The organism is Scytonema sp. NUACC21 (genome assembly GCF_054684315.1).
Window position 1 is genome coordinate 1 of record NZ_BAAFZH010000052.1, and the last position, 25,713, is coordinate 25,713.

Below are 25,713 nucleotides of genomic sequence, written 5' to 3' on the forward strand. Positions count from 1 at the left end.
ATGCCAAGTTAAATGAGCATGAATATAACCATCAGCTGGTAACGTATGCCATTGCCCTGATTGAGTTTTTTCTTGATAACGGTCTAATAACGCCGAATGAGCGGCAGGTAAACTGAATCCCAAGCCTGGTACTAATCCTGGTTGATTAGGAACTTTCTCTCCTCTAAGTAATCCAACAGCTACATCATGCATTAAGTCATGTAGCCTGTAAGTTGGTTTTTTGTCAAACTGAATTGCTTCCATTTGCAGTAATGCTTTAGACCGTAATTGACGTAATATTGTCAAAGCTTGTCTAGAATTAACACCCCAAAGCACTGCTGCCATTGCATGGGTAAATACCACATCTTCTGGTAAAACTCCAAACCAAGCAAATTGTTGTACTAATTCTGGAGTTAAAGAATTCAAGCTGAGATTAAAAGAAGCTCTCAGAGAATACTTTTTACGTTTTTCTTCACTACTACAGTCTACAAATAAATCAAGTGCATCTAAATGAGCTATTTCTGCCCTTAAATCTTCTAACAATTCTTCCCACGTTATTCCATCTGCTATCTGCGCTGCTGCTAATTCTAATGCTAAGGGTAAATAACCAACCGTTTCTGCTAAAAGTTCTGCCTGCTGTTTTTCTGCTTGAGTAAGTTGCCTCGCCTGTGGTTGACTTTCTAGAAGCTTGAGCGATTCGCTCCTTGTCATCACGTCCAAATCATAGCGGCAAGCCCCAGATATCACAGCCTCTCTTGTGGTTACAAGTACTCGACACCCAGCACCTCCAACTTGAAAATATTCAACGTGTTCTGGATTCCAAGCGTCATCTACCACCAGCAAGACTTTTTTATCATAAAGTAATGTCTGCAAGTGTCTTTTTGCATCATCTGGTTTAATTGGTTTATAGTTGTTGTCTCCCAAAGCCTGAATCCAACTACTTAATAATTGCAACAAATCGGGTTCTTTACTCAAAGTTGCCCACAAAACCCCATCTGTAAAATAAGCTTTAACATCCGGATCATGGGCTATAGCCGCAGCTAATATTGATTTTCCAATCCCACCCAATCCATAAATGGCGCTAACAACTAAAGTTCCTTGATGAAAAGCTTCTTGCTCCAGTAAAACTGCTTTTACCGCTTGTTGGGGTAAGGGACGTTCTACAAAATTACTTGGTAAAGCTGGTGCTTGGAAAGGTTTGTCTGCTCGTTGTGCAGTCCCAAAAATTACCGTATGTGCTCTTATCTGCCCTACTTGATTTACTTGACCCTGTTCGTGGGCAGTTGCTTCAAGGTTGAAATTATCTGAAGGATTAGAGTTTTTTACTTCTACCATTGCTGAGAACAAACATAATTTACAGGGGATGGTGACAATTTACTCCTACTAAAAATCAACCTTGTCTGCTTGAATCTTCCCTACTTGCTTAAAGGTACTTTGGTCGTAGGACTTACCGCTCATCTGAATATTGTCACCTGTTGGTTTTACTGCCGATTCTGCAAAAATCTTGGCAATTTCTGCTGCTAGAGATGAATCACTTTCCAGGATTTTCTTGAGTTGTTGACGCAAAGCAGCTTGGGAATCCTCCAATTCTGGATTTTTTGCTACATCCACCGCCGCTTCAATAGCAGCTTCCTTCGCCTCCACCTTTGGTTGTAGCTTACCCCAAATATTCTTGGCTTTATTCCATACATCTTCACCAAGTTTCTCGGAAGCACCTTCCAATGCCTTATTGCCCACATTCAGTAGAAATGGCAGACAGGGCGCTAAAAATTTAACAAGCAAAGGTATATCCATTGATTTATATGATTTATCTTTGGTTTTTGTTTTAATAACTGGAATTTGCGCTTCAGGTAGATGTTCTAGTTGAATTGCAACCTTACCTTCCTCAAAAGCCCTTTGAAACACATCAAGATTATCTGGAGTTGCGTAGCCCAATCCATCGTAAAACCCAATAGCAAATGCGATCGCAGCCTTATCTCCAATAGGCTGATTCATCCCAATCGCATAATTAATAGATTCACTGATTGCAATAGCTGGTTTGGCAGAATGACAGGCATTAAGCAGTACGCATTGTACATAATCTGCGTGCAACTGAAACAGTGATGCTAGTCCTTTTGCTGGGACGGGCTTGTTTTCTCCTGAGTCATCTTCTAACAGCAAGCTGCCATCTTCTAGCCCGTGTCCGCAAAAGTGGACGATTTGCGGTTGTTCTTCTGCAATAGCGCGGCGAATATCAGTCGGGCGGACAGCAGTCCTGAGCGTAATCTTGAATAAATCTCGCTTTGCAGCGCGGCGGATAGCTTCTTCAATTGAGCGAATTTCCCGATACAAGCGCAAACCGTGAGGAATTGCAGTCAGAATCAGGATTGTTTTGACACGCGGGCTGTGACTCATAAGCGCTTGGAGAAAGGGCTGGGGTTAGTACTTACGCGTTGACATATTAGACAGAATATGAGGTAGCCAGAAAGTTGGCAAGATAATTCTTATATTTAATAGATGAAATTAAGCTTAACTTATGCAGGAATATCGCTAGCTTGTCCCATCTTACGTGAGAGTGATCGCAACTGCAAAGCTTCAATAATGACCCAAGCGAGAAAATTTTAGCGCTTGGTTGCCGTGTAGAAAGTGGATGCCAACACGGGTTTAACCCAACCTCTGGAAAAATAATCCGCGAGTGTTGCTTGCCCCAAGTGCAGCACCTCTGGCTCTGCTTAGAGCCAAATAAATGCCTTTTTTGTCAATGAACTGACTTTTTTCTGAATATCCAGAAAAAGTTTCTTGCTAGAGTAAAAGCAGATAGGCGATACGACTTAAGCTTGCACAGTCTTTGGATGCAACCACTTCATTCTACTCATCCCAAATTCTTCAATTCTACGAAAGGGCATTTTCGTTGACTACATGGCTCAAAGTCTTGAAATTTCATTGCACCCCCAACCCTTGAATGCAGGGCTATTTCATTCTAATTTCGGGTATGTAAATGCACATTGCCTATCAACGCGCCTCATTATACCACAAAGCTCCTACAGTTAGAATGAAATAGCCCTGCTTTATAAATAGCCTCTTATAATTATATTTTAGCTGCTGGGTTTCCAAACTCCCTTGAGGTTTTTTATGAGAAAAATTTGGCTGTTGTTAGGGACGCTGACCAGCGTAGGCATATTAATGATATTTGTTTGGCGTTCCTCACAACACTCTGTATTAGGAGGTGCAACTATACCAAAAAAAACTTCATTATCAGAAAACACTATACGGTATGAAAGACGCACTATAGGGCAAAGTGAAGCCCATATTTTGTTAATTCCATCTCAAGGGAAATTTTTAGTTACACCTGCACTATCAGAAAAGTTAGAAACTGTAGAAAAAATTGCTCAAAAGTATCAAGCGATCGCCACTATAAACGGTGGTTTTTTTGACCCAAATAACCAAAAAACGACATCAAATATTGTTATTCAAGGGAAACTAGTCGCCGATCCGAGGATTAATGAGCGGCTGGTTAACAATCCCAACTTAAAACCTTACCTCAACAAAATTTTTAATCGTACAGAATTCCGACGTTACCAATGCGGTCAAAACCTTCGTTATGACATTACTTTTCACACCACTTCACGACCTACGGATTGCCAGTTAGTTGATGTTTTAGGTGGGGGACCCCAGCTATTACCAGAACTCACTTTAGAAGAAGAGGGGTTTGTAGATTCCGCCAAATCCAGAGACGCTTTGGGCAGCAATCAACCTAATGCTAGAACTGCTGTAGGTATTACCCGTGATGGTGGTGTTATTTTGGTCATGATAGCTCAAAATCCAGAAGCTCCTGCGAACTCTGGAATGTCATTGCCTACTCTTGCAAAATTCATGAAAAGTTTGGGTGCTGAAAAAGCGATGAACTTAGATGGTGGAAGTTCTTCTTCTTTTCATTACAATGGCAAAACTTTCTACGGCAAAGTGGATTTAGAAGGTAATCCAGTAAAGCGACCTGTGAAATCAGTTTTACTGGTTCAGAAATCTCTTTGAAAATCAAAATATAAGGCTTAATGGTACCAGCACATATGGGTATCCATTGGATTTTGGTGTTCTGTTGCTTGCAGTCGTCGTCTTGACCTTTATCTCTGGACAATTGTACCCACGAGTCAGTATGTAAACTAACCACAGTGATTCGCAATACTGAATACACTTAGAGATGTGCGGCATTGCCCTACCTACATGAGAATAAGTTAAGAAATCGTTATTTATAGACTAGAGATGCAACGCCTACATCAATATATATGAGAGAAGGAAAATTAATATTCAGATGGGCTTAGAGCAAACTTCTCAAAAAACAACTTCGCAAGATTGTGCGGCTAAGGTGATGGAGACAATTCCGTTGGTCATGAGAGCGATTCGATCGCAAATGCGGGATCGCGGCTCCACGACACTATCCGTTCCTCAATTCCGGACACTAGCATTTTTAGATCGCAACCCCGGTGCCTCACTCTCTGATTTAGCGGAACACTTGGGAGTCACTCGCGCTACAGCATCAGCAACCATTGAACGACTTGTACAGCGTACCTATGTGCATCGTAACGACCACCCTCAAGAACGACGGCGCATTGTTCTAAATTTGACTGAACCGGGTAAGCATCACCTTCAACAAGCTCGCAATCAAACTCGCGCTTACATTGCCGACCTCCTGAATAACCTTTCAGAAGAGGAAATTCTACAAATAGAGGAAGGATTGATTTTGTTAAAGCACGTCTTTGAACAAACTTTGCCAGAAAAAGCAACTGACGATTTAGTAGACGGACGGGAATAAACAGAACTTTTGTTTCAGTAGAGTGTGGCAATGAGATAATTAGGGAATAGTAACTTCTTTCTCATAAACCCGTGTCCGGTCGTGATAAATAGATACCTGAAAGTCATAACACTATTTTGGAGTGCTGCTGTAGCTGCTGAACTGGAGTACCGCCTCAATTTCTTCATAGCAGCATTGAGTAGCTTAGGTAATATGGCAGGTAGTATCTTCGGACTGTTCTTATTTTACGGTAACAACTACCGCTTTGCTGGTTGGTCCTGGGAAGCAGCTTTGTTAGTCTTGGGGGTTTTTACTTTGCTGCAAGGTTTTTCCGCAACCTTTCTCGCCCCAAACCTAAGTCGAATTGTCCGCCACGTACAAGAAGGTACTCTAGACTTTGTTCTACTCAAGCCCATCCGCAGTCAGTTTTGGCTCTCCACCCACACAATATCCCCTTGGGGATTGCCGGATGTTATCTTTGGCGGCATCATAATTGGTTATGCAGGAAAAAAACTCGGGTTCGGAATAAATAACTATCTTGTCAGTGCAATTCCCCTATTTTTTGGCTTTATCATTCTTTACAGCCTCTGGTTTATGCTAGGGGCAACTAGCATTTGGTTTGTAAAAATTTACAATGTCACTGAGGTGCTGCGGGGATTGTTAGAAGCTGGCAGGTATCCAATGGTAGCCTATCCTGCTGCTTTTCGCTTTTTCTTTACCTTTGTTGTTCCAGTTGCTTTTTTAACAACTATACCAGCAGAAGCAATGCTCGGACGAACTCAACCCTCTTGGATACTCGGCGCAGGAGTCTTGGCGTTGGTGCTATTTTTTGTTTCCACTAGATTCTGGCGGTTTGCACTGCGGTTTTATACTAGTGCTTCTAGTTAGGAGGTTAGTAGTTAGTAGTTAGTGGTTAGTGGTTAGTGGTTAGTAGTTAGTGGGAAAACCCTCTCCCCATCTCCCCCTCTCCCCATCTCCCCATCTGCCTTAATGATAAGTCTTTACCCGGACATGATATGACCCACAATTTGAGCAAATGCTCGAAGCTATAGAAAACTATCGACATGAAATTGACACTACAATAAATAAACTACATTTGTAGTGGCGAACGGTTGTATACCAACGAGCGTCGGCACGCTGCGTGAACGCCCTCGCAACTCGCAAATCTTACTTATGCTGTTTGATTTACTTCCAACCAGTTAAGTAAATCCTCAATCGCTAGAAAATCTAACAAAGCCTCACCAAGGGTTTCTAAGTGCGTGATTTCAAGTGTTTGAATGCGACTAAAAAAATTGAATTTCTTCGTGTCCTTTGCGTCTTTGCGGTTCATTATAAATAGGTAATCTTCTGGCGGGAAAGGAGTAATTATAGCTGAAAATTTCTTTAGTAAGAAATGAGCGATAGCTTCGCTACAGCACAGCGGCAGATCGCATGAACCTTGACTCAACCTATTCAACAATTGCGATCGCTTTGGCGCAAGCCGTACCTGGCTTATCGCTCAAACTTCCTCTATAAACAGTACAAATAAAGTCGGCTTTGTGCAACTACGGCTGTCTTTTGAGGTCGGGGATAGCAGTATTGCCGATGCCTTTGAGTAGGTTACTTGAGTGTCGAACAGGTCGAGTGTGATGGCAAGACAAAGGCTGTTCCCCGCCACCGTAATTGTGGGAAACGAATTCTTAACAAACGTAGTAAGCGGAACCAACTTTTAGCTGGCTGTTCAAAGAATGTGAAGATATCACCGTAACTCTCGTGAGTTTTATGATGGTGTTGCCAATGTCTTTCTGGAGTTGTGATGAAAAGAATTCGACACACAAGCTCTACTGACTTTGGAGTTTGCCAACCCAAAATACTTGTGTGTCTCCACCACACGTGAAACTGACCAAATAGTAATCCGCATACAACACCATTAGGGGAAAAGTACCATAAAACGACTGCAATTAGGAAATACGGCAACGCACCCAATATCCCATCTAGAAGAACTAGGGGATTGAGTGTCAGAATCGCATAATGGTGAAAGTGCTTTTTGTAGGAGTGGTGAGTTTGTAAATGGAGGCTACCAAAAATATGTTCCGGTATGTGATAGCAGAAAGTCGAAAGGAAGTCTCCAACTACAAGGAGTATCCCGGCACACGCGATTGCCTTAAGCATGTGTCATCCTCATTTTAAGCATGGAAGGGTTTAGATAGCTTTTGAGAAGAACAAACTGAGTTTACTAGCATAAACATGAACTTTGTCAAGCTGCTTAAACAGGAATTAACCTGTAAATAATTTTGTTTAAACAGAAGTCTTAGTTCATTCTCATAAATACTACAGTATTTTTATCGGCTAAGTGATGTTTTTAAAAAAATTTCCAGGGTCAGTCGTCGGGCAGTCACATGCTTAGAAGGGTGAGAGGCAGACGACAGCTACGTTTTACCCTTTTATCTCTGTAAAAACAAGTGTTAATGCGTAGCCAGTTGATTGAACAATCCAGAAAATGAGAAACCCGAAGCCAGGACAGCAGGATGTTCCAGCATTGTCATACGGCAAGCAAGTAGGGTGCTAACGGGCGGTGGCGATAGGGTAGAATTGTTAAGCAGCAAGCAAGTGTTGGTCAAACGCAGGAGTTTGAAGCCGTGGAGTGAATGAAGAGTAGCAGACTATATAGATTGCTCCAAATTGCTCACGTGTTGGTTCTGCCATTTTCTATTTTTGTGGTTTTGTCTAAGGAGAGTGCTGTCTCTTAAAAACATTTGGCTTGATATTAACTGTATCTCTCATTGCCATTGCGCTTCACAGATTCAAAGAGCGATCGCATGAACCTTGACTCAACCTATTCAACAGTTGCGATTCGCTAAAACTTCCTCTATAAACAGTACAAACAGGTAAAGAATCAAGGCTGAACACAGCATCTTTAATATCCAATGCCGCAATCAAATTTTGCTTACCTAAATGTTAGTCCGACTAACCCATCACTAGCATTAAATAAAACACCAACTAAAGATAAATTACCAGTTTGGGGATTCAGGGTGTACATTTTAATGTTTGCAGTTCTAGCACCAAAATATGGAGACAAAACTTCTCCATCTGCAACTAACAATTGCCCTGTCGCTGGATTAAAATCCATGCCTGCACCTGGACCTAACTTAATGTTCAGATTAACACCAGTGAAAACTCTACCAGTATTTGGATCTACCGTGAATAAGCGTTCATTCAAAGTGTCTAAAACATACAACTTACCTTGAGAATCAAATGCCATTGCTGAAAAATCTTGAGTCACACGAGTCGTAATCTGTGTAATATCTAATCTTCTCCCTGTTGTAGAAATGTACTGTAAATGTTGGGTTTCGTTCCTCAACCCAACCTACGCAATGCTTATCTCACGACCTTTTCACAGCCCTATAGGTAATCGACATTGCTGCCAATTGAGCTGTGTTTTAGGACGATCGCACATCATCCCACATTGCCATCTGCATATGCTAACCCCTCCAAGAAATAGTCATTTGCATAGCCTAGGGAGTAGTGCTGTCTGATAAAAGGAGACGGAAGAATGTTGGCTGAACACAATCTTACAAGTTTGCCTGAAGACGTTTATCTTTTCAAAGGCAATGAACCCCTGTTACTTGACGATCGCGAAACAATTTGGCTTGTCAAATCTGGGTCTTTAGCGCTGTTTGCTATCAATGTAGAACGCGGCATTCCCAAAGGCAAGCGACGCTTCTTATTCACCGTAAAAGCAGGGGAAGCGATGTTTTCTGCTAGCGTGTCGTCTGTGGACGGACAGCATCAAATCCTTGCAGTGGCTTTAGAGGAAACGGAACTATTGCAAGTTTCCAAAACCCAGTTCTATCAGAGGATGGTGGGAGACACAACAGCCATTGACCAAATTGAACGTTGGGTTTATCGCTTGGGTTCTGTAGTATCGGGGATAATTTCACCCACTTTACCTACACCATTACCACCAACGGGCTGTGGTGTCTTGGCAAACAAAGAAGTATTTCAACCATCACATGGAAAAGTTGTTTGGGTAAGGGTTTTGCAGGGATGTGCAAATTTGTTGGGGTTGGATAGCTTAGAAATTGCATCCAATATAGGAAGAATTCCTTTAGAATCACACTTATGGTTGCAAGCTGTCGATATTGTTGAAATTGATATCCTCTACAGCGAGGAAATTGATAAAAACTTGCTATTAGAGGGTTTAAATCACCTGCAAACCTATGTCATGCTTGCGATTCAGAGATTGGAAGCGCAAGAAACGCAGCAGGAATTGGTGCGGTTCCAACAACGGGCACAACTCAACAACCAAGCAATTGCTAACACCTTAGACAACTTTGCCACCATCTTTGAAGCCGATACACATAAAAGCTCTGCTGTCAAGCAACCCCTCAATAACGAAGAAGCACTGATGATTGCGGCTGGTGCGGTAGGGAGAGTCCTAGGAATTACAATTTCTCCTCCCGGCAACTCCGAAGACTTGCGACGAGTTCGCGACCCCTTAGAAGCGATCGCCCGTGCTTCTCGCATCCGCATCCGACGCATTACGTTGCGAGACCAATGGTGGCAGCAAGATAGCGGTCCCTTACTAGCCTATACCTCAGAAGACAACCGCCCCGTAGCAATACTACCCATTTCTGAAACCCGTTACGAAATCATCGACCCCATCCAACAAACCAGAACGTCTTGCGATCGCAAAACAGCTGCAACAATCTCCCCAACAGCCTACACCTTTTACCGACCATTACCCCAAAAACCGCGAAACTTCCTATCTCTATTTCAGTTTGCACTGCGCGGACATTTCAAAGAACTCTTCATAGTTCTGCTTGCTGGACTTGTCACAACATTACTGGGTATGATTACCCCTCAAGCAACAGCAATCCTTATCGACCATGCAATTCCAGACGCAGATCGATTGTTGCTGGTACAGGTTGCTTGCGGTTTATTAGCAACAGCACTGGGTGCAACCCTATTTCAAGTCACCCAAGCCATTGCCATCATGAGGTTGGAGACAATTGCTGACACTTCAACTCAAGCTGCAGTGTGGGACAGACTCTTAAACCTCAAAGCATCGTTTTTTCGCCAATATTCCATCGGGGATTTGAGCGCCCGCGTCAGTGTCATCACCCAGATTCGTCAAAAACTCAGCAACACCCTTCTAAAAAGTTTCTTCTCCAGTTTGTTTGCCTTGCTCAATTTAGGATTGCTATTTTACTACAGCGTTCCATTGGCACTCATAGCCACACTTGTTGCTGTAATTAACATTGGAGTTACCATCATTTCCGGTATTTTGACCTTACGCAAAGTTCGTCCCTTGCTCAACCTCCAAGGAAAACTCTTTGGGATGATGGTGCAAATCATCAACGGTGTGGCTAAATTCCGCATTGCTGGTGCAGAAGCCAGAGCATTTGCCTACTGGGGAAGACAATACCGCCATCAATTACAACTTATGCTGAGTTCCCAGGGGATTGAAGATAATCTTGCAGTAATTAACAATATCTTATCTGCATTAACTCCTGCAGTCATTTTTGCATGCGCCACAAGCTTACTCCAAAACTCCCAAGCCAATGGCGGTGCCTTCTCCACTGGTACATTTCTTGCCTTTAATGCTGCATTTGGAACATTTATCAGCGGTGCCACTAGCTTAAGCACCACAGTTGTAGACATCTTAGAAGTTTTACCCCTGTGGGAACGTACCCAACCAATTCTCCAAGCAACCCCTGAAGTTGATACCAGTAAAACAGACCCCGGTCGTCTCTCCGGACGAGTTGAAATTAAACACGTCGTGTTCCGCTATCGAACTGATGGTCCTCTCACTCTTGATGACGTCAGTATACAAGCAAAACCAGGAGAATTTATTGCTCTGGTCGGACCTTCTGGAAGCGGTAAATCCACCCTGTTTCGATTGTTATTGGGATTTGATACTCCAGAAGCTGGCACTATCTATTATGACGGGCAAGATTTTGCCGGATTGGACGTTCATGCAGTGCGCCGTCAGTTAGGTGTAGTGCTGCAAAATAGCCGCTTAATGTCCGCCTCTATTTTTGAAAACATTGCTAGTAGTGCTTTAATTACAATGGATGAAGCCTGGGAAGCAGCAAGAATGGCTGGTTTTGCGGAAGACATCGCAGCAATGCCAATGGGGATGCATACCGTCGTGAGTGAAGGTGGGAGTAACCTTTCTGGCGGACAGAGGCAACGCTTACTCATCGCCCGTGCTTTGGCGCTGCGTCCCCGAATCCTGCTTTTTGATGAAGCAACCAGTGCGTTGGACAATCGAACTCAAGCAATTGTGAGTGAAAGTTTAGAAAAGCTCAATGTTACCCGTATCGTTGTTGCTCATCGTCTCAGCACCATTCGCAATGCCGACCGCATTTACGTTTTGCAAGATGGCCGAGTTGTAGAACAGGGAAATTTCCAGCAACTTGCATCTCAAGGGGGACTGTTTAGCCAACTTATACGACGTCAACAACTATGATGGCATCAGGCATCTAAAATCAAAAAACCGCAAAGACGCAAAGAGCACAAAGATTTCGTAGGTTGGGTTGAGGAACGAAACCCAACATTTCATCAAATGTACCTCTCATATCATGTCCGGGTAAAGACTTATCATTAAGGCAGAGGGGGAGAGGGGGGGAGAGGGAGAGGGGGAGCGAGTTTGGATTTTCCTTCGTGCATTGGTTGATACGCCCTGGTTAAGAGAGAATCTTGACTTGAGTATTTGTTAACGTGTGTTGGAAATCGTTAGCGAAAATGTATCGGATTTGTAGTTTCTTCTAAGGTTTGCCACTGGGTTTCGCAGTCTTTAGCTCGCTGACTTGAAGTTACTAATTTTACCTTACTAGGCGATCGCAAACAAAGCTATTAGCAACCAACAAGTTTCTATATCATATAACCTGCCGCAGTCGGACTCATTTTTGCCGGGTCGAGCCTCCCAGACAGGGGAGTATTAGCCATTCCATTTTGTATACCACTTATATTTAACAACATCAACTCATCGCGTTGTTGCCATATAGCAAATATTTCTTGCCTTTCATCATTGAGCGTTGCTGTATCAATTTGATAAACATCATTGACCCGCTTCAACTTTAAACCCAACAAATGCAGTAACCGTTCCAGGATTTTTATAGCAGAAACGCTCCCTTTTCCCATAACTAAATTAATACCTATTGTTCTTCTAATATGTTTACTACATTGAAACGCAATATTTTTTAACAAAATCAAATCCGCATCATGCTCGGTAAACTTTCGTTCTGGTTCTAGAAACTTGAGTATTCCTAATGCTCTCAATGCCTCTACTTTTAAAGTGTAATTTCTCAAATCTGGCAGAAAAACTTTACCATCACCACAAGATAATTGTCGTTCCCATTCCTGCTTATCCTTGAGATGAAAGTACTCACTCTCGTGTGTTAGATAGTAGTGCGATAGTAATTGACAATAATATCCTTTATCATCCCGTAACTTTAATTGTGGAGTCACTTCAATACCATACTTTTGTTTCAGAATATATTTATTGATTTTGTGACGTTCCTCATAAGTCAGGGAATGTTTCCCTAAAAGCTGTTCGTATTCCAAGCGATCGATATCCCGTGCATTAGCTACAGCCGTTGCCAATGCCAATTGATTCTGTCGCTTAATTTCCCTAATTTTAGTATTAATTTCTTGTGTATTCTTACGGCTTTGCGCCCAATCTTTTTGTACCTTGAAGATTTCCAAAATTAATCTTTTGCGAGTGGATAAGTCCTTGGGATCGGTCGCTAAAAATGCAAAGCGTAAATCCCGGATAATATTCTTTTGCGTATCATTACTTCGCATAGAAACTTGATGACCATCTGCCATCAAACCCTCCTTCATCGATTGACGGTAGAAGGTGATGGAAGCATTTACTCTTGCAGCTAATTTTGACCATGTTCGTAAATGAATAGGGTCGTACACTAATGGTAAATCAACATCTATATTGTGTACCGGGCTCAGCAAAGCTAAGTTTTCTTTTTGATTTTCCTGATACCAACATGATAAAGAACGATAATTTGTACTGCCACTACCAATTAAACCAATTCCTCGCTTGGCACACCAAATAAAGCGGGGTATATTATCGCGTACTCTTGCCAATGCTTGTCGTGCTTCAAAATCAGGAATAACTCCCTGAAAAATACCATAAACTCGGTCAAAGTGTTGAACATCAATACTAATTCCGGTACCCAAGCTAGGCGTGACAAAAACCGTGTCATATTCAGCAACTTTCTGATTAATAGATGCTACAAAATCAACTGCTGCATGACCGGGAGTATTAGTTGTATGACTGCTAATAACTAGAGTGTTGGGAAACTTGTGTTGTAATCTAGCTAAACGTTCTTTAAGATAGCGTTCAATTGTTTCACAGCTGTAACGTCCAGAGCGACTGTCAGTTGTTACATAACATTTATATCCTGTCATTAAATCTAATTCAAGCTGATGAATCAGAGGAGTTGGATTTGGAGAATCATAAAAGGTCGTATTCCAACCTTGCTTTGGTTTCCACTGATTAACCAAAAGCCAAGGATCTATTTTAATTCCAGCCAAGGATTGCAAATACTCCAATGAAACATCTGATAGATCGGCATCTTGAGCTATAACTAATCCCTCTGTCTTGAGTACGGTTGAAATTAACTCCTGAAATCTTTTTAAAATTTTGACACGTTTATCTTTACAAGTACTGCTATTCAGTAGGTGCCATAATGATTGTTCGACCTCATCCAAAATGATAATCGCCCCTTGCCAATCTTGAGGATTGAGTTTCCAAATAGAATCAATGCATAGTCCCAGGGAGTAGGGGGTAGGGGAGTGTGGTTGATAAATCTCCCTCTCCTCCTTTCCCAACCCCCATTGAATACCGATTTTTTCACACAAAAATCGTCCTAATTGAATTCTATGAGTAATTAATAAGACTGGTTGATTTTTACTTTTTGCTTCCTTGACAACAGTTTGCAGTGCTGTAGTTTTTCCCGTTCCTTTTGCAGACTTAACTCCGACTAATCCAGAAGATGGAAAAGGTATTTCGCCCAAGTAGGGACGGTTGAACGTTAGGGTAGGAGGAATGGTTAATTCAGTGTGTGGCTTACTATGAGCAAGATAAACTTCTAAATCAATGCTTTGGCGATAAAGAGACTCAAAAGCACTCGCACCTTTAGCAACGATAAAATCATCTACTCCTTTCTCCATTCCTGGAAGTTCGACAACTTGAACGGGGCAATTTCTTTTTTGTAATAAAAAACCTAGTTGAGCGATAGCATTATTTACAGCTACAATTTTCTTTGGTTGAGTTTCAAAATCAAAGCAAATATAAAATGTACGCTTAGTGATAGTGAATGCCCCTAAATCGGGAATCAGCTGACGACTAATTACTTTGCCAAACTCATCTTTGACAACGCGGTAAGCACTTGTAATTCCAGGAATGCCTATAGCTGCATACCCTTGTGTTAACAGTGTTGCTGCTTTCTTGACACCTTCGCAAATAATTACGGGTACATTCCTTTCCATCACCCATTGCCAAAAGCCTTCTGCTTCGCCATAAGAGTTGATGCTCAGACTATCGGGCATAGCCACATTGTAACGCCCAGACACTTGCTGCCAGATATGAAGTGGTACCCGCAGACAAAAGATTCGTGTTGGCGTACTGGGGGGATGCTCGTACTTGATGGATTTTTGATTTTCATTCAGTCGGGGTTGGTTTGGCTTAAAGCACCCCCACTCCATAGCTTTCCAATGGTTCAATGGATCGAGCCCGGAACACCACCAACCACCATCTGTGATATGAGCATAACGCTGCAACCACCCACTTCTCACCATTCCGGTGTTTGTACGAGGTAGATGTTCGGAAATTAACAGATATTCATAAGCCGCTGTGCCTTGAAGTGACTTAAAGTTGAGTTTAGCAATGTCTAAATTTATACCACTATCATTGACTAATTCCTCAAGGTGCTGGTTGTGTAAATCGTACAGATACATTGGTAAGGCAGTCATGGAGGATGATGAATTTAAAACCTTACCACGCATTCGCTGATTTTGACAGGTGGAGATTGTGAAGGTTCTCTGACACTTTTGTATTCAGGGGAGTAGAAGATACATCGGTCGAGCGTGAAGAAGTTGTTCTTGTCTTCTATATAAGTAAATTAATAGTACAGAAGAATGCTTTTAACGATCGCAAAATGTACTATCACAATTCAGTAAATATACGTTCTATTACTACCTTACCAAGCACAGCTTGAAACTTAAGATGAAATCAGAGCAGCACCATTTTTATTAAGTATTTTCTCTGTTTTTTTAGCAATAAGTAACTGATAAAAACATAACTAAAGAAGAAAACTAAAGATTAATATCTCTCTAAATCAGTACTTCCATTAGAGAAAATCAAGGTTAATAGATGATTGAATTAATGCAGTTTATATATTCACAAATTTATAATTTTGCCAAGAACCATCCTTCCGATTTCATGACTTGTTTAAGTTTGATGATACTTTTTATTTTTTTGTCATATTTAAATGATTTTAACCACGCGCAGGACCAAAAATATCTTGATAGTCTAGGTGAAAAAAGATACATTAAAGGTTATAGACGTAAAGATGGAACATTTGTCAGAGGTTATTATCGGCGTAAATCCAAGTAGTTATGAAAATATATGTAGTATGAATTTCAGTATATAAATGTGCTTATCGTCACTTCATCGGGTTCAGCAATAGCGCAATCCCATACCTAAGTTCTCCAGTACTAGGCTACAGTTTCCAATTCATTAGGATGAATAATGACTTTACCTAGTTTCTCACTGAAATAGACACGAAAGAATTTTCTAGTTCTTTGCGATCTTCGTGCCTTCGCGGTTCAAACATATTTTAGTAACCACGAAGACACGAAGGTCACAAAGGTAAGATTACGATTAACTTATGCCCCAACGGATTCCTTAGCAGCGTACATCACTTCTAGAGTGATTTGAGAGAAATTCCGCTCGCGAGCAAATTTTTCTGTGTTGCGCTTCACTTTACCGCGTACAAATCCAGGAACTTTGTTTAATTCTGCCTGGGCTTCCTTAGTCCAAGCGAAGTCAGAATCGGTGGAAATACTCTTGGTAATAACTTCTTTGGTATCGTGTCCGCCGAAGATTTCTAAGAGGTGGTCTTCCATTCCCAAGGTGAAGGAGTTGTAAACCAAATCGGCAATTTGGTTTGTGCCTTCGTAACCTACAAATGGTTTGTAACCAATGGGAAAGTTCTGGATGTGGATGGGCGCAGCAATAACACCGCAGGGAATATCCAATCGCTTACCTACGTGTCGTTCCATCTGGGTACCGAAAATCGCAGAGGGTTCAACACGGGCGATCGCATTGCCAATTTCGGTATGATCGTCGGTAATAATGACTTCATCACAGTACTCGCTGACTTGTTCCCGGAACCAATCAGCATCATACTTACAGTATGTTCCTGCCCAAACAACGTGAATGCCCATCTCCCGTGCCAAAATCTTGGTTATGGCTGCTGCATGGGTATTGTCACCAAACACCACTGCTTTTTTGCCAGTCAAGTTCTGACAGTCAATAGAACGGGAGAACCATGCTGCTTGAGAAACATACAGGGTTTGGTCGTTGATGTACTCTTCGTAATCAACATTGGCACCTTGAGCGTTAATCACCTGCTGAATCTTGCGGATGCAACGAGCCGTTTCCACAACACCCATAGGAGTAATGTCTACATAGGGCATCCCAAATTCTGCTTCCAGGTAACTAGCTGCCATAATACCTAGTTCCCGGTATGGTACGAGGTTAAACCAGGCGCGGGGCAAGTTTTTCAGCTCGTGAACGGAAGCACCTTCTGGAAGAACGACATTGACCTCAATGCCCAAGTCAGCCATCAATCGCTTCAATTCCGTGCTGTCGTGTTGGTTGTGGAAACCAAGGGTGGAAATACCGATAATGTTGACCGAGGGCTTGGACGTTTTCCCTTCTGGAAGTTCGCCTTTCTTGCGAGCTTTCTCAATGTAGTATTGTACGATTTGATGTAAAGTGCGATCGGCTGCCTGTAGTTCGTTAACCCGGTAGTGATTGACATCCGCCAACAACACATCGGACTTAGTTTCCAGCGTTGCCCGCTCTACAAAGTTTTGTAAATCTTCTTGTAGAATACTTGAAGTACAGGTGGGAGTTAACACAATCAGGTCTGGGCGCTCTTCCGCGTCTTTACGGGTGATATTGTCCACCACTTTTTCTTGTGAACCGCGTGCCAAGACGTTGCGGTCAACAATACTGGCTGTGACCGGGGTGAAGTTTCTCTCCCGCTCTAACATTGAGCGCATGACGTTGAAGTAATCATCGCCCAGTGGTGCGTGCATGATAGCATGAACGGTACCAGGGTAGTCCCATCGACTACGCTCCTCCTCGATGATTTTTGTTTACAAAGCAAGTTTTCAGTTTTTGTTATCACCAGAGCTCGAACCGATCCACCACTTGACCTTATAAATCAGACAGTATGGGGTTGAGCAACTAGAATATATTCTCTTGCAGCATGACTCCGTAGAGTCGCACTTGCCAAGACAAAAATGAGAATGTTTAAAAAAGTGTAACTTTTGATGGAGCTGTTTGCAAGCGTGTAAGCACATGGGTTTACGTAGCTTGACAGTACTTTACGTTACTAAACTTACCGGGCGTCAGTTATCAGTAAAAATTTGACAACTGACGCCCGATCTGCGGAATTTTCGGCTTTTGGCTTCCACGCACCCGAATTTCTCTCTAAATTGCTAAACTACAGCCTCAATACTCTGTAGTTGGCATTTAGCCGATGCAGTCCCCAAACGGTCGATGACCTGTTCGGCGCTAATCAACCGCTTCAGCACAACTTGACCAATGGATTGACCTGATTTTCCTACTTGTGCTTGTGCTGTTGGCTTTACCTCTACCATGAGAACGGTATCTTCAACTTGGTAAAGCCACAGAACTTCGTTTTGTTCAACAAGACAGATATTCAATCGGTGAATATCTGGTTGGCGACGCCATGCGGACACCTGCCATAGTCCATCAGATGCCCACACTCTACCAACTGTCCAACCTTCGGATAAAAAGAAGTACTTCACAACTTTTAGTCTCTCGCTACTAAATTCTAAATTTCCGTTTGGTGAATATCCCAATAACGTCAGTCAGTGCTGTCTAAATATTAAGATTTGTGATAGAACCATGCTGCCTAATTCTCAAGCATCTATCGCTTGGAGGTGTAGCCGAGATTTTACTTGAGCTAGGTATTTGCTGTTTGGGCTAGGATGCACCTAGATCAATACTTTTGATGAGCACTGTTTGAGCTACTGGAAAAGGCTAGCAAATAATTATGCTAATGTTTGTTAATTTTAGACAAATTTAAATAATTTCTATCTTTTTGAAAAAGTTTACATCTGGCACTAGTGTTAAGGAAGTTACTTGGGTTATCTGCATTTTGTTCATTTTTTAAATTGACCTATATAAATAATTTTTCAATGTTAAAACTACCGAAATACCATAGCTTCGCTACAGCATAGCGGCAAATCGCACAGGAGGTAGTAAGCACCCAAGGCAAGGAGATAGTTAGCTCCTTTCCGAAGGATGCTATAAATCTAGCATTAGTATTGCTAGGGCGATCGCCATGCGGGTTCTGCTTTCACAGACGCACTTCCTGCGGTTGACGAGTGCTTTTTGCACGGTGGAAGGCTTTCTGAAAGAACCCCTTGCTATACGGACAATCGCTCTCCTTCTACTTTGCAGTAAGTCTGGATACAAACAGATTATGAAACTCAGCTTGTGCACGATTGTCAAGAACGAAGAAGCAACATTACCTAAATGCCTTGGCAGTGTTAGAAATGTTGTAGATGAAATGGTAGTGTTAGATACAGGTTCAACAGATAGCACTCCAGAAATTGCGAAAAAATTCGGAGCCAAGGTATATCACTTTGAATGGTGTAACAACTTCAGTGCTGCCCGAAATGAAGCTTTAAAATATGTTACGGGTGATTGGGTTCTTGTACTTGACGCAGATGAAACTCTGACGCAGAAAATAGTACCCCAGTTAAAACAATCCATACAACGAGAAGAATATATCCTGATCAACCTCCTTCGCCATGAAGTAGGTGCGGAACAATCCCCATACTCTTTAGTTTCTCGTTTATTCCGCAAGCATCCTGAAATTTCCTTTTCTCGCCCATATCACGCTTTGGTGGATGACAGTGTCTCCGCACTTCTTCGTAAGGAATCACAATGGCAAATTGGCTATTTGGAAGAAGTTGCTATTTTACACACGGGTTATCAAAAGCAGGCAATAGACCGGCAAAATAAATTTGCTAAAGCACAAGTAGCAATGGAAGAGTTTCTGCAAGCAAATCCCAGCGATCCCTATGTTTGTAGTAAATTGGGTGCATTGTACGTAGAACACGGGAAAATCATACAAGGTATCGAGTTGTTAGCGCGAGGAGTTGCTTCTGCTGAGGAAAACTACGATATTTTGTACGAACTCTATTATCATTTGGGCATTGCCTACAGTCGCTTGCAAAATACCAGACAAGCGATCGCTCATTATCAAGCGGCTATCAAGTTGCCTATTTATCCGATACTAAAGTTAGGAGCTTATAACAATCTTGGTAACTTGTTCAAAGCATCTGGAGATTTAAATGGTGCAAAGATTGCTTATGAAACGGCTTTGAAAATAGATCCCGGTTTTGCAGTGGGACATTACAATTTGGGAATGACACTGAAAGCAATGGGTTTGTTCAAAGACGCTATTATTGCTTATCAAAAAGCAATTCAGTTAAATCCTAAATATGCCGAAGCATTTCAGAACCTAGGAGTTGTACTGCTAAAACTTGGCTATGTCCAAGACAGTTTAACTGCTTTTAGAACTGCGATCGCTCTTCACGAACAACAAAACCCTGACGAGGCAAAGCGCCTGCGCCAAGGTTTGCAAGAGATGGGGTTGTTGAATTGATAGTAGTTAGTAGTTAGTTGTTAGTTGTTATGAGACAATCAACCACTAACCACTAACCAATAACTGATTTTACAAACCTTTCCAATCTATCCATTCCTTTTTCAATTGTTGCCAGATCTGTGGCATAGGAAAGGCGAATATTGTCATCAGCACCAAAGGCTATTCCTGGAATAACTGCCACTTGCTCTTTTTCCAGCAAGGCGTTACAAAATTCCAGAGATTTTAGCCCTGTTTTGCTAATATCCGGAAATAGGTAGAAAGCGCCATCAGGTTTGGAACACGTGAGCCCCGGTATGGCGTTCAGTCTTTCTAACATCACCTCTCGCCGTTTTGCGAAAGCTAGGCGCATTTCTTCGACACAGTCTTGAGAACCTTCCAAAGCTGCTATGGCACCATATTGGGCAAAAGTACACACATTAGATGTACTGTGGCTTTGAATAGTAATTGTTGCTTTAATCAAATCAAGAGGTCCTGCCAAATATCCTATCCGCCATCCTGTCATAGAGTAAGCTTTGGCAAAGCCATTGCTAATAATAGTGCGGGCAAAAATTTCTTCTCCGAGTGAACCAATAGAGACGTGTTTTGCACCGTCATAAAGAATTTTTTCGTAAATCTCGTCAGAAACGACAAGGATATCACTCTCAACGACAATTTCAGCGATCGCTTTAATTTCATCTGGTGTGTAAACCATCCCGGTGGGATTGGATGGGGAGTTGAGGATGAGTAATTTTGTCTTAGGTGTAATCGATTTCCGCAATTGTTCGGGAGTAATTTTATAACCCGTAGAAGCATCGGTAGACACAATAACTGATACTCCACCAGCAAGCGTAACCATTTCAGGGTAGCTTAACCAGTAAGGGGCAGGGACGATCGCTTCATCCCCTGATTCAATCAATGCCAGTATCAAATTAAACAGCGAATGTTTACCGCCATTGGTGACAATGACATTTTCTGCTTTATAATCCAGACCGTTATCAGTGTTTAGCTTGCGAGCAATCGCTTCCCTTAACTTCGGTTCCCCAGCTGCTGGTCCATATTTGGTTTTACCTTCATCCAAAGCTTTTTGTGCAGCAGCTTTGACGTGCGCCGGACTGTCGAAATCTGGTTCTCCAGCGCTAAAACTACAAACATCTATTCCATCTGCCTTCATCGCCTTGGCTTTTGCTGCGATGGCTAAGGTTATGGAAGGCGTTACCTGACTAACTCTTCCTGCAAGCTTCATTGTCACTTAAAATTAGGTAAATTCTTACCTATTTAAGAATATCCCAGAAACTTTATCGATTTTTGTCTTTTAAGAATTACTTTGGTAAGAGGTTAATGGTTAGTGGTTAGTAGTAAAATTGAACTACTAACTACTAACTACATACATTCCCTGCCAACCGTTGCCTATTTTCCACTTTGTACTTTGTTACGGGCAAGTTCTTGCTTAACGGGACTGGCGATCGTAATCCTTTGCCCCAAAAGCACGCTGAACTTGGTTGTTACCAAGTTCTTCACCAGTTCTCTTTAACATATTGAGAGGGTTGTTCTGATTACTACCGATTCCCGAATCTTTAGGGAGGGCTTGTGCAGCTCCCTTACCGCTCTCAAGGTAGTCATCACCATCAATATTTGGTTTAATATTGGCGTAACTTCCCATTTTTTCTTCTGCTTTCTCAATACCTGCTTTGATGGCACTTGAGTTGGTTGAATAATCGCCTGAATAGTAACCTGCAGCTTGAACTGAGAGAGCAGGTAGGCTAATGAACCAGACTAAACCAGCGAGTAAAACGACTGCTATCTTGCGGCGCAATTGATTCAATCTTGTGTTATAATCTAACATTCGGAAAATTTTCTCCTTATTTAGAATTCCCCTGAATGTTAGGGAAACTTGCCGAAAGCTAGCTTCATCCTCTAGGTTGGTTACTTAGTATATAAAAAGTATGGTTGAGCATTTGTGGTAACACGTCCCATAATTGGGTCTACCATTCTCATCTAAAGACCTTCAAGAGCGTGGAAACCACAAAAAATCATACCCTTAGCCTTTGCCTAGGTAGAAATAGCACGGGTAATGACTTCATTCTGTTGGATTTGCCCACGTATCCCTTCACTACATTTCCTACTGTTAACGGTTCGCTGGCACTACACCAGAAAAAAGAGTCTGGCTGGCTGAGAAAATTTTGAACCCTTCCGACAAAGTAACTTCCATTCTCAGTATCTAGTGCAAAAATGCGAAAAAACTCGTACTGCAAAGTGTTTGATTGGTTCATTGTACTTCTCCCTACTCGAGCCAATTTAAATAACTACTTATTCCGGCACATCCTTTGTTGCTGTTGCAAGTCGTGACTTTTGGAATTGTAAATGCAGATATCGCTGAACAAATAAACTGACTATTCATTTAAGCAAATAATAGTGAGGAAATTCTGAGTAAGCTCAAGATTTTGTTGGTCTTGATATAATGGCAAACCAAATTGTTGGTTAAATATTGCTTGAGCATTGGTAGATTACCGATTTCAGTGCTCTATATTTAACAATTTTTGTAGTTAGGGCTGTGGCACTTCAAATGTTGTACGGCATAGCTAGTAGGTTGGGTTAAGGGACAGCGAAACCCAACAAATGACTAGGGCGGGCAGGGATGCCCACCCCACAAGAGTTTTATATTTCTCTTTGTACCTTACTCACCTAAGAACCTCTGTAAGGTTCGTTCCGCAAATTAACAACTGACGGATTGTGTTGGGTGAGAAGCGGTTAAGCTATGGTCACCTCAGATGATAAGTAGACATCTTGGATGAGATGAAATAACTTCACTCCTTCTTGGAATGGACGTTGGAATGCCTTTCGCCCGGAAATAAGCCCTGTACCGCCAGCACGCTTGTTAACGATCGCCGTGCGAACTGCCTCAGCAAAGTCATTTTTCCCGGAAGCCCCACCAGAATTAATCAGCCCTGCACGTCCGCAGTAGCAATTCAAGACTTGGTAACGAGTCAAATCAATTGGATGATCGGTTGTTAAGTCAGTGTAAACCCGCTCGTGGGTTTTACCGTAACTTTTGCCAGTTCCCTTAGCAACGGCTCCGTAGCCATTGTTATTTTCAGGCAACTTTTGTTTGATAATGTCAGCTTCAATTGTCACACCCAAGTGATCATTTGTCATTGGTCATGAGTCATTTGTAACTATCAAGGACAAAGGACTAAGGACAAAGGACTAAGGCCAAGAGACCAACGGCTATTTTCTCATTGCAACAGAAATTGCTTCTTCAAGTTGCTCTTTAGCTAAATTGGTCAGAATAAATACCTCTTGCACCGTTTTCCCCTGACGTGCAATGACCTTAAAGCCACCTCGAATTGGTACAGATACCCGCAATTGTAAATGAGGGCAGTGACCTTTGACTCGCCCAAGCTCCCCAGGTGTTATGGTTTGAATTCCATTCTGCTTCGTCAGTCGCTCTAGGACTGGGATAAGGCCGCTAATATGGGTCGAGTGATTCCAAACAAGCCTGCCCTCAGAGGGTTTAGTCATTATTTTTACGCTGCTTCAAGAGGAGCCATTGTTAATCCAGCTCGACGTAACTGTTGGTGATAAAGTTCAGCAGGTTCTTGCGGACCTACCCAAACAATGGCTTGACCTTCGTAATGCACCTGGTTAGTCAGTTCCCAAGCGCGATCGCTAGTCATACCCGGAATGTATTTTACCAAACAGTCATGAACGTGCTGGAATGTATTAAAGTCATCATTCAAGACTATCACTTTATAATTCGGATATGGCTTTTGGGTCACTTGACTAGACCGTTCAGGAGCTATAGTTGGTGAAGTTGAAGCTGCTGAAAGTCGTGTCATCATAATCATGCTTGCCTAAAAGGCTTAACAAAACTACACTACGATTAATTAGTTTAATCCATAGTCAGTTGTCATTTGTCATTTGTTATTTGTTCTTTGGGAAAGACGTAGGGTGGGCATTGCCCACCAATGACTAAGGACAAATGACTAAATTATTTCCACTCATCCCAATTTTCGTTGAAAATCGAGGTATCTGGAAAGGCGGTGGGGTTGCCGTTTTTCTCCAACAACTGTTTCAACGCTTGTAATTGCGATTCTGGTTTGGGTAACTCGTCAACAAGTTGATAAGGTGCAATACCATTTTTTAGGGCGAAAGCCGCCGTTGTTCCTGCGGCAGCACCAGCTGACCACTCAAAAGAGTGTACCCTGTAGGCTGCGGCAGCAATATGACTGGTTGCAATGCTCTTACCACCCACTAGCAAATTATCAATCTTTTGCGGAATCATTGCTCTTAAAGCAATTTGGAACGGATAAGCCTGTCCGGCACCACGTCTTTCTCCTGCACGTTCCGTATTACCGGGTGCTTCTGGAGGGCTTTGAGTCATACAAGGATGGAAATCAATGGCGTAGTGACCGATACCTACAGCATCGGGGAAAATGGTAGAACGAGTTCGTCGCATTGTGTTTTCTGGTGGCTTTTGACCGGAGAGAACCGATGCTGCTTCCAAACCAGCTAATGCAGCTTTAAGACGGCGATACTCATCCGGTGGGAGTGTTTTGCGGTAGTACTCGTCAGTGTAGTCGCGACGAGAAATATCGATTTCCCAAATAGTAAACCCTTGGGGTTGTCCCCAACTCGGGCGTCCAATAATGCGCCTTCCTTCCCTCATATAAGGATGTTTGGACAAGCCATGGGCTGTTCCCATTGGGGAATCTAACCCCGATAGATAGCGATTATTGGGGTGCAGTTGCTTGACTCCATCACCCAATTGGGAATCGGTAGTCCCAGCCACCAGCCAGTAATAATAACCTAGGGCAATCTCTTCACCTTTGCGTAAAGCATCTGTCCTCAGTCCACCCATCCAACCTCCTGATTTCAACTGACCGGAAGCTTGTAGCTGTTCGCGGGTATAAATGAGGTTATCCTTCGAGGTTCCGGGACGGTAGTCATTCCCCCAAGTCCAGTTTTGCATGGAAATGTCTTCTGGGGCAGGAGCAGAAAACTTAACTCCTCCGAATTGCATCGGTTCCCCTTCTCTGGGACTCCAAATTCGACGGTAAGTGAAGACCAAAGGAAAACTTGCCAGTCGTTTTAATTCGTAACTGTAGTATGGTGCATACTGCGGGTAAAATGGTGGCATCGTCTGGTTTTGCGGTCCCTCCGTAGCCTCCATTGCAAAGGTGTAAGTAAAGCCCTGGGTACAAAAGGGGTCGTTGGTGGCACTGGAAGAAGAAGGTTCTAAGTAAGAGCGAGCATCAATGCCCAGTCGGTAGGGCACATCAGCGAGAGCAATAATTTCTCCAGTTTCCGAGGCGTCCACAACATACCAGTTTGGAGCATTGGTGTTTCCTTTGGCTTTGCTTGCCCTGGGAACAAGGCGAATAATGTTTTTCGTAAACCGAGAAGAGTTTTCGTAGGTATAGGCGTCTTCGATGGTTTGAGATAAGGGGAATGTGTTGAGGGGTGGTGTGCTTTTGGCTGGTTGATGTTGGATCGCGATCGCAGCGTTAATCAGTTTACCATCGCTGCTATATTCCAAATCTTTAATGACCGTGTTGGGAAACCATTGTAACTTCCCTCGACCCTTCCTTTCGGCATCCTTAAGCATTGCGGTCAAGATTTCGTGACCATCACGAGGCAAATAGCAAGAATCACTCACCCAGCAATCACCGGGATTGATATCTCCCTTATACTTACGCTCAATGCGCTGGCGTAATTCTAAGTAACCTCGAGAGTAAAATAATTTATTACGCTGGGTAGGGCGTTCATCCAAAGCAGAAGTTCCTTGAGAAGAAATTTGTCCTCCCACCCAATCAGTAATTTCCGTCAGGCAAACAGTTCTTCCTGCAAGTAACCCTTCATAGGCGGTAGCAGCACCAGAAAGCCCACCACCCACGACAAGGATATCGCAATTAACTGTTTTATCTGGGTTTCTTGGTGGTGCAGCAATGACCGAGTATGGTGCGATAAAAGTTGAGATGAGAGTTAAAGAAATAAGTGATGCATTTTTGCGCTTCATATTAAGCACGATTCCGTTCGACTCCGTTT

Annotated in this window: 20 protein-coding genes and 1 pseudogene; 6 read left to right on the forward strand and 15 right to left on the reverse strand. The window is 42.5% G+C overall.

Annotated features, from left to right (window positions below; genetic code table 11):
• Both ACYRY3_RS06960 and ACYRY3_RS06965 read right to left on the reverse strand, forming a co-directional pair.
• Positions 1 to 1,314 (reverse strand): NB-ARC domain-containing protein (locus ACYRY3_RS06960; RefSeq protein ID WP_460200976.1); only part of this gene is annotated, 1,314 nt, incomplete at its 3' end.
• Between the two features lie 48 nt (positions 1,315 to 1,362).
• The gene (locus tag ACYRY3_RS06965; protein ID WP_460200977.1) at positions 1,363 to 2,373 is read right to left on the reverse strand and encodes a CHAT domain-containing protein; all 1,011 of its coding nucleotides are present in this window, start codon (positions 2,371 to 2,373) and stop codon (positions 1,363 to 1,365) included.
• 717 nt (positions 2,374 to 3,090) lie between these two features.
• Here ACYRY3_RS06965 and ACYRY3_RS06970 point away from each other — a divergent pair.
• The 3 genes from ACYRY3_RS06970 to ACYRY3_RS06980 all read left to right on the forward strand — a co-directional run bounded on the left by ACYRY3_RS06970 (position 3,091) and on the right by ACYRY3_RS06980 (position 5,635).
• Positions 3,091 to 3,990, forward strand: a complete 900-nt coding sequence (locus tag ACYRY3_RS06970; RefSeq protein WP_460200978.1) for a phosphodiester glycosidase family protein — start codon at positions 3,091 to 3,093, stop codon at positions 3,988 to 3,990.
• 277 nt (positions 3,991 to 4,267) lie between these two features.
• Positions 4,268 to 4,768 (forward strand): MarR family winged helix-turn-helix transcriptional regulator, encoded by a 501-nt coding sequence (locus ACYRY3_RS06975; protein ID WP_460200979.1) that lies wholly within the window; start codon positions 4,268 to 4,270, stop codon positions 4,766 to 4,768.
• Between the two features lie 84 nt (positions 4,769 to 4,852).
• The gene (locus tag ACYRY3_RS06980) at positions 4,853 to 5,635 is read left to right on the forward strand and encodes an ABC transporter permease (protein ID WP_460201030.1); all 783 of its coding nucleotides are present in this window, start codon (positions 4,853 to 4,855) and stop codon (positions 5,633 to 5,635) included.
• 283 nt (positions 5,636 to 5,918) lie between these two features.
• Here ACYRY3_RS06980 and ACYRY3_RS06985 read toward each other — a convergent pair whose 3' ends face one another.
• Both ACYRY3_RS06985 and ACYRY3_RS06990 read right to left on the reverse strand, forming a co-directional pair.
• Complete coding sequence (locus ACYRY3_RS06985) at positions 5,919 to 6,077, reverse strand: DUF4351 domain-containing protein (RefSeq protein ID WP_460200980.1); 159 nt, start codon at positions 6,075 to 6,077, stop codon at positions 5,919 to 5,921.
• A gap of 269 nt (positions 6,078 to 6,346) precedes the next feature.
• On the reverse strand, positions 6,347 to 6,898 hold the full coding sequence (locus ACYRY3_RS06990; RefSeq protein WP_460200981.1) for a fatty acid hydroxylase: 552 nt from the start codon (positions 6,896 to 6,898) through the stop codon (positions 6,347 to 6,349).
• Positions 6,899 to 7,210: 312 nt separating this feature from the next.
• On the opposite strand from ACYRY3_RS06990, the gene ACYRY3_RS06995 reads away from it, so the two are divergent.
• Positions 7,211 to 7,378 carry a hypothetical protein gene (locus tag ACYRY3_RS06995; protein ID WP_460200982.1) on the forward strand — a complete coding sequence of 56 codons (168 nt, stop codon included), beginning with the start codon at positions 7,211 to 7,213 and terminating at the stop codon, positions 7,376 to 7,378.
• Positions 7,379 to 7,673: 295 nt separating this feature from the next.
• Here the strand turns inward: ACYRY3_RS06995 and ACYRY3_RS07000 are convergent, their stop codons facing one another.
• Positions 7,674 to 8,087: an NHL repeat-containing protein gene (locus ACYRY3_RS07000; protein ID WP_460200983.1), complete on the reverse strand. Its 414-nt coding sequence runs from the start codon at positions 8,085 to 8,087 to the stop codon at positions 7,674 to 7,676.
• Between the two features lie 192 nt (positions 8,088 to 8,279).
• Here ACYRY3_RS07000 and ACYRY3_RS07005 point away from each other — a divergent pair, with 192 nt between their 5' ends.
• A complete protein-coding gene (locus ACYRY3_RS07005) occupies positions 8,280 to 11,201 on the forward strand; it encodes an NHLP bacteriocin export ABC transporter permease/ATPase subunit (protein WP_460200984.1) in 2,922 nt (973 codons plus the stop codon).
• A gap of 404 nt (positions 11,202 to 11,605) precedes the next feature.
• Here ACYRY3_RS07005 and ACYRY3_RS07010 read toward each other — a convergent pair whose 3' ends face one another.
• The 3 genes from ACYRY3_RS07010 to ACYRY3_RS07020 form a co-directional block, all read right to left on the reverse strand.
• Positions 11,606 to 14,710, reverse strand: a complete 3,105-nt coding sequence (locus ACYRY3_RS07010) for a plasmid replication protein, CyRepA1 family (RefSeq protein WP_460201031.1) — start codon at positions 14,708 to 14,710, stop codon at positions 11,606 to 11,608.
• Between the two features lie 930 nt (positions 14,711 to 15,640).
• Positions 15,641 to 17,134 (reverse strand): ferredoxin:protochlorophyllide reductase (ATP-dependent) subunit B, encoded by a 1,494-nt coding sequence (gene bchB, locus ACYRY3_RS07015; RefSeq protein ID WP_460201032.1) that lies wholly within the window; start codon positions 17,132 to 17,134, stop codon positions 15,641 to 15,643.
• Between the two features lie 351 nt (positions 17,135 to 17,485).
• The gene (locus ACYRY3_RS07020) at positions 17,486 to 17,818 is read right to left on the reverse strand and encodes a hypothetical protein (RefSeq protein WP_460200986.1); all 333 of its coding nucleotides are present in this window, start codon (positions 17,816 to 17,818) and stop codon (positions 17,486 to 17,488) included.
• Between the two features lie 680 nt (positions 17,819 to 18,498).
• Here ACYRY3_RS07020 and ACYRY3_RS07025 point away from each other — a divergent pair.
• Positions 18,499 to 19,689, forward strand: coding sequence for a glycosyltransferase family 2 protein (locus tag ACYRY3_RS07025; protein WP_460200987.1), 1,191 nt, complete (start codon positions 18,499 to 18,501; stop codon positions 19,687 to 19,689).
• A gap of 52 nt (positions 19,690 to 19,741) precedes the next feature.
• Here ACYRY3_RS07025 and ACYRY3_RS07030 read toward each other — a convergent pair whose 3' ends face one another.
• The 7 genes and pseudogenes from ACYRY3_RS07030 to ACYRY3_RS07060 all read right to left on the reverse strand — a co-directional run bounded on the left by ACYRY3_RS07030 (position 19,742) and on the right by ACYRY3_RS07060 (position 25,684).
• A complete protein-coding gene (locus ACYRY3_RS07030) occupies positions 19,742 to 20,911 on the reverse strand; it encodes a pyridoxal phosphate-dependent aminotransferase (protein WP_460200988.1) in 1,170 nt (389 codons plus the stop codon).
• Positions 20,912 to 21,115: 204 nt separating this feature from the next.
• Entirely contained in the window at positions 21,116 to 21,511 is a 396-nt protein-coding gene (locus ACYRY3_RS07035) for a hypothetical protein (protein ID WP_460200989.1), read from the reverse strand.
• A gap of 187 nt (positions 21,512 to 21,698) precedes the next feature.
• Complete coding sequence (locus ACYRY3_RS07040; protein ID WP_460200990.1) at positions 21,699 to 21,938, reverse strand: hypothetical protein; 240 nt, start codon at positions 21,936 to 21,938, stop codon at positions 21,699 to 21,701.
• Between the two features lie 478 nt (positions 21,939 to 22,416).
• Positions 22,417 to 22,812 (reverse strand): annotated as a pseudogene (locus tag ACYRY3_RS07045) (beta/alpha barrel domain-containing protein); the annotation flags it as partial.
• A gap of 81 nt (positions 22,813 to 22,893) precedes the next feature.
• Positions 22,894 to 23,187: a DUF2103 domain-containing protein gene (locus ACYRY3_RS07050; protein ID WP_460200991.1), complete on the reverse strand. Its 294-nt coding sequence runs from the start codon at positions 23,185 to 23,187 to the stop codon at positions 22,894 to 22,896.
• 5 nt (positions 23,188 to 23,192) lie between these two features.
• Positions 23,193 to 23,507 (reverse strand): ATP-dependent Clp protease adapter ClpS, encoded by a 315-nt coding sequence (gene clpS, locus ACYRY3_RS07055; protein ID WP_460200992.1) that lies wholly within the window; start codon positions 23,505 to 23,507, stop codon positions 23,193 to 23,195.
• Between the two features lie 149 nt (positions 23,508 to 23,656).
• The gene (locus ACYRY3_RS07060) at positions 23,657 to 25,684 is read right to left on the reverse strand and encodes an FAD-dependent oxidoreductase (RefSeq protein ID WP_460200993.1); all 2,028 of its coding nucleotides are present in this window, start codon (positions 25,682 to 25,684) and stop codon (positions 23,657 to 23,659) included.
• Positions 25,685 to 25,713 lie beyond the last annotated feature (29 nt).

Excerpts from the sequence above, each read along its gene's own strand:
- ACYRY3_RS07005 (WP_460200984.1), top strand. The coding sequence starts at position 8,280 with ATGTTGGCTGAACACAATCTTACAAGTTTGCCTGAAGACGTTTATCTT.
- ACYRY3_RS07025 (WP_460200987.1), top strand. The coding sequence starts at position 18,499 with ATGAAACTCAGCTTGTGCACGATTGTCAAGAACGAAGAAGCAACATTA.
- ACYRY3_RS07010 (WP_460201031.1), bottom strand. The coding sequence starts at position 14,710 with ATGTATCTGTACGATTTACACAACCAGCACCTTGAGGAATTAGTCAAT.
- ACYRY3_RS06985 (WP_460200980.1), bottom strand. The coding sequence starts at position 6,077 with ATGAACCGCAAAGACGCAAAGGACACGAAGAAATTCAATTTTTTTAGT.
- clpS (WP_460200992.1), bottom strand. The coding sequence starts at position 23,507 with ATGATGACACGACTTTCAGCAGCTTCAACTTCACCAACTATAGCTCCT.
- ACYRY3_RS07050 (WP_460200991.1), bottom strand. The coding sequence starts at position 23,187 with ATGACTAAACCCTCTGAGGGCAGGCTTGTTTGGAATCACTCGACCCAT.
- ACYRY3_RS06975 (WP_460200979.1), top strand. The coding sequence starts at position 4,268 with ATGGGCTTAGAGCAAACTTCTCAAAAAACAACTTCGCAAGATTGTGCG.
- ACYRY3_RS07035 (WP_460200989.1), bottom strand. The coding sequence starts at position 21,511 with ATGTTAGATTATAACACAAGATTGAATCAATTGCGCCGCAAGATAGCA.
- ACYRY3_RS06990 (WP_460200981.1), bottom strand. The coding sequence starts at position 6,898 with ATGCTTAAGGCAATCGCGTGTGCCGGGATACTCCTTGTAGTTGGAGAC.
- ACYRY3_RS07030 (WP_460200988.1), bottom strand. The coding sequence starts at position 20,911 with ATGAAGCTTGCAGGAAGAGTTAGTCAGGTAACGCCTTCCATAACCTTA.
- ACYRY3_RS06970 (WP_460200978.1), top strand. The coding sequence starts at position 3,091 with ATGAGAAAAATTTGGCTGTTGTTAGGGACGCTGACCAGCGTAGGCATA.
- ACYRY3_RS07060 (WP_460200993.1), bottom strand. The coding sequence starts at position 25,684 with ATGAAGCGCAAAAATGCATCACTTATTTCTTTAACTCTCATCTCAACT.
- ACYRY3_RS07040 (WP_460200990.1), bottom strand. The coding sequence starts at position 21,938 with ATGAACCAATCAAACACTTTGCAGTACGAGTTTTTTCGCATTTTTGCA.
- ACYRY3_RS06965 (WP_460200977.1), bottom strand. The coding sequence starts at position 2,373 with ATGAGTCACAGCCCGCGTGTCAAAACAATCCTGATTCTGACTGCAATT.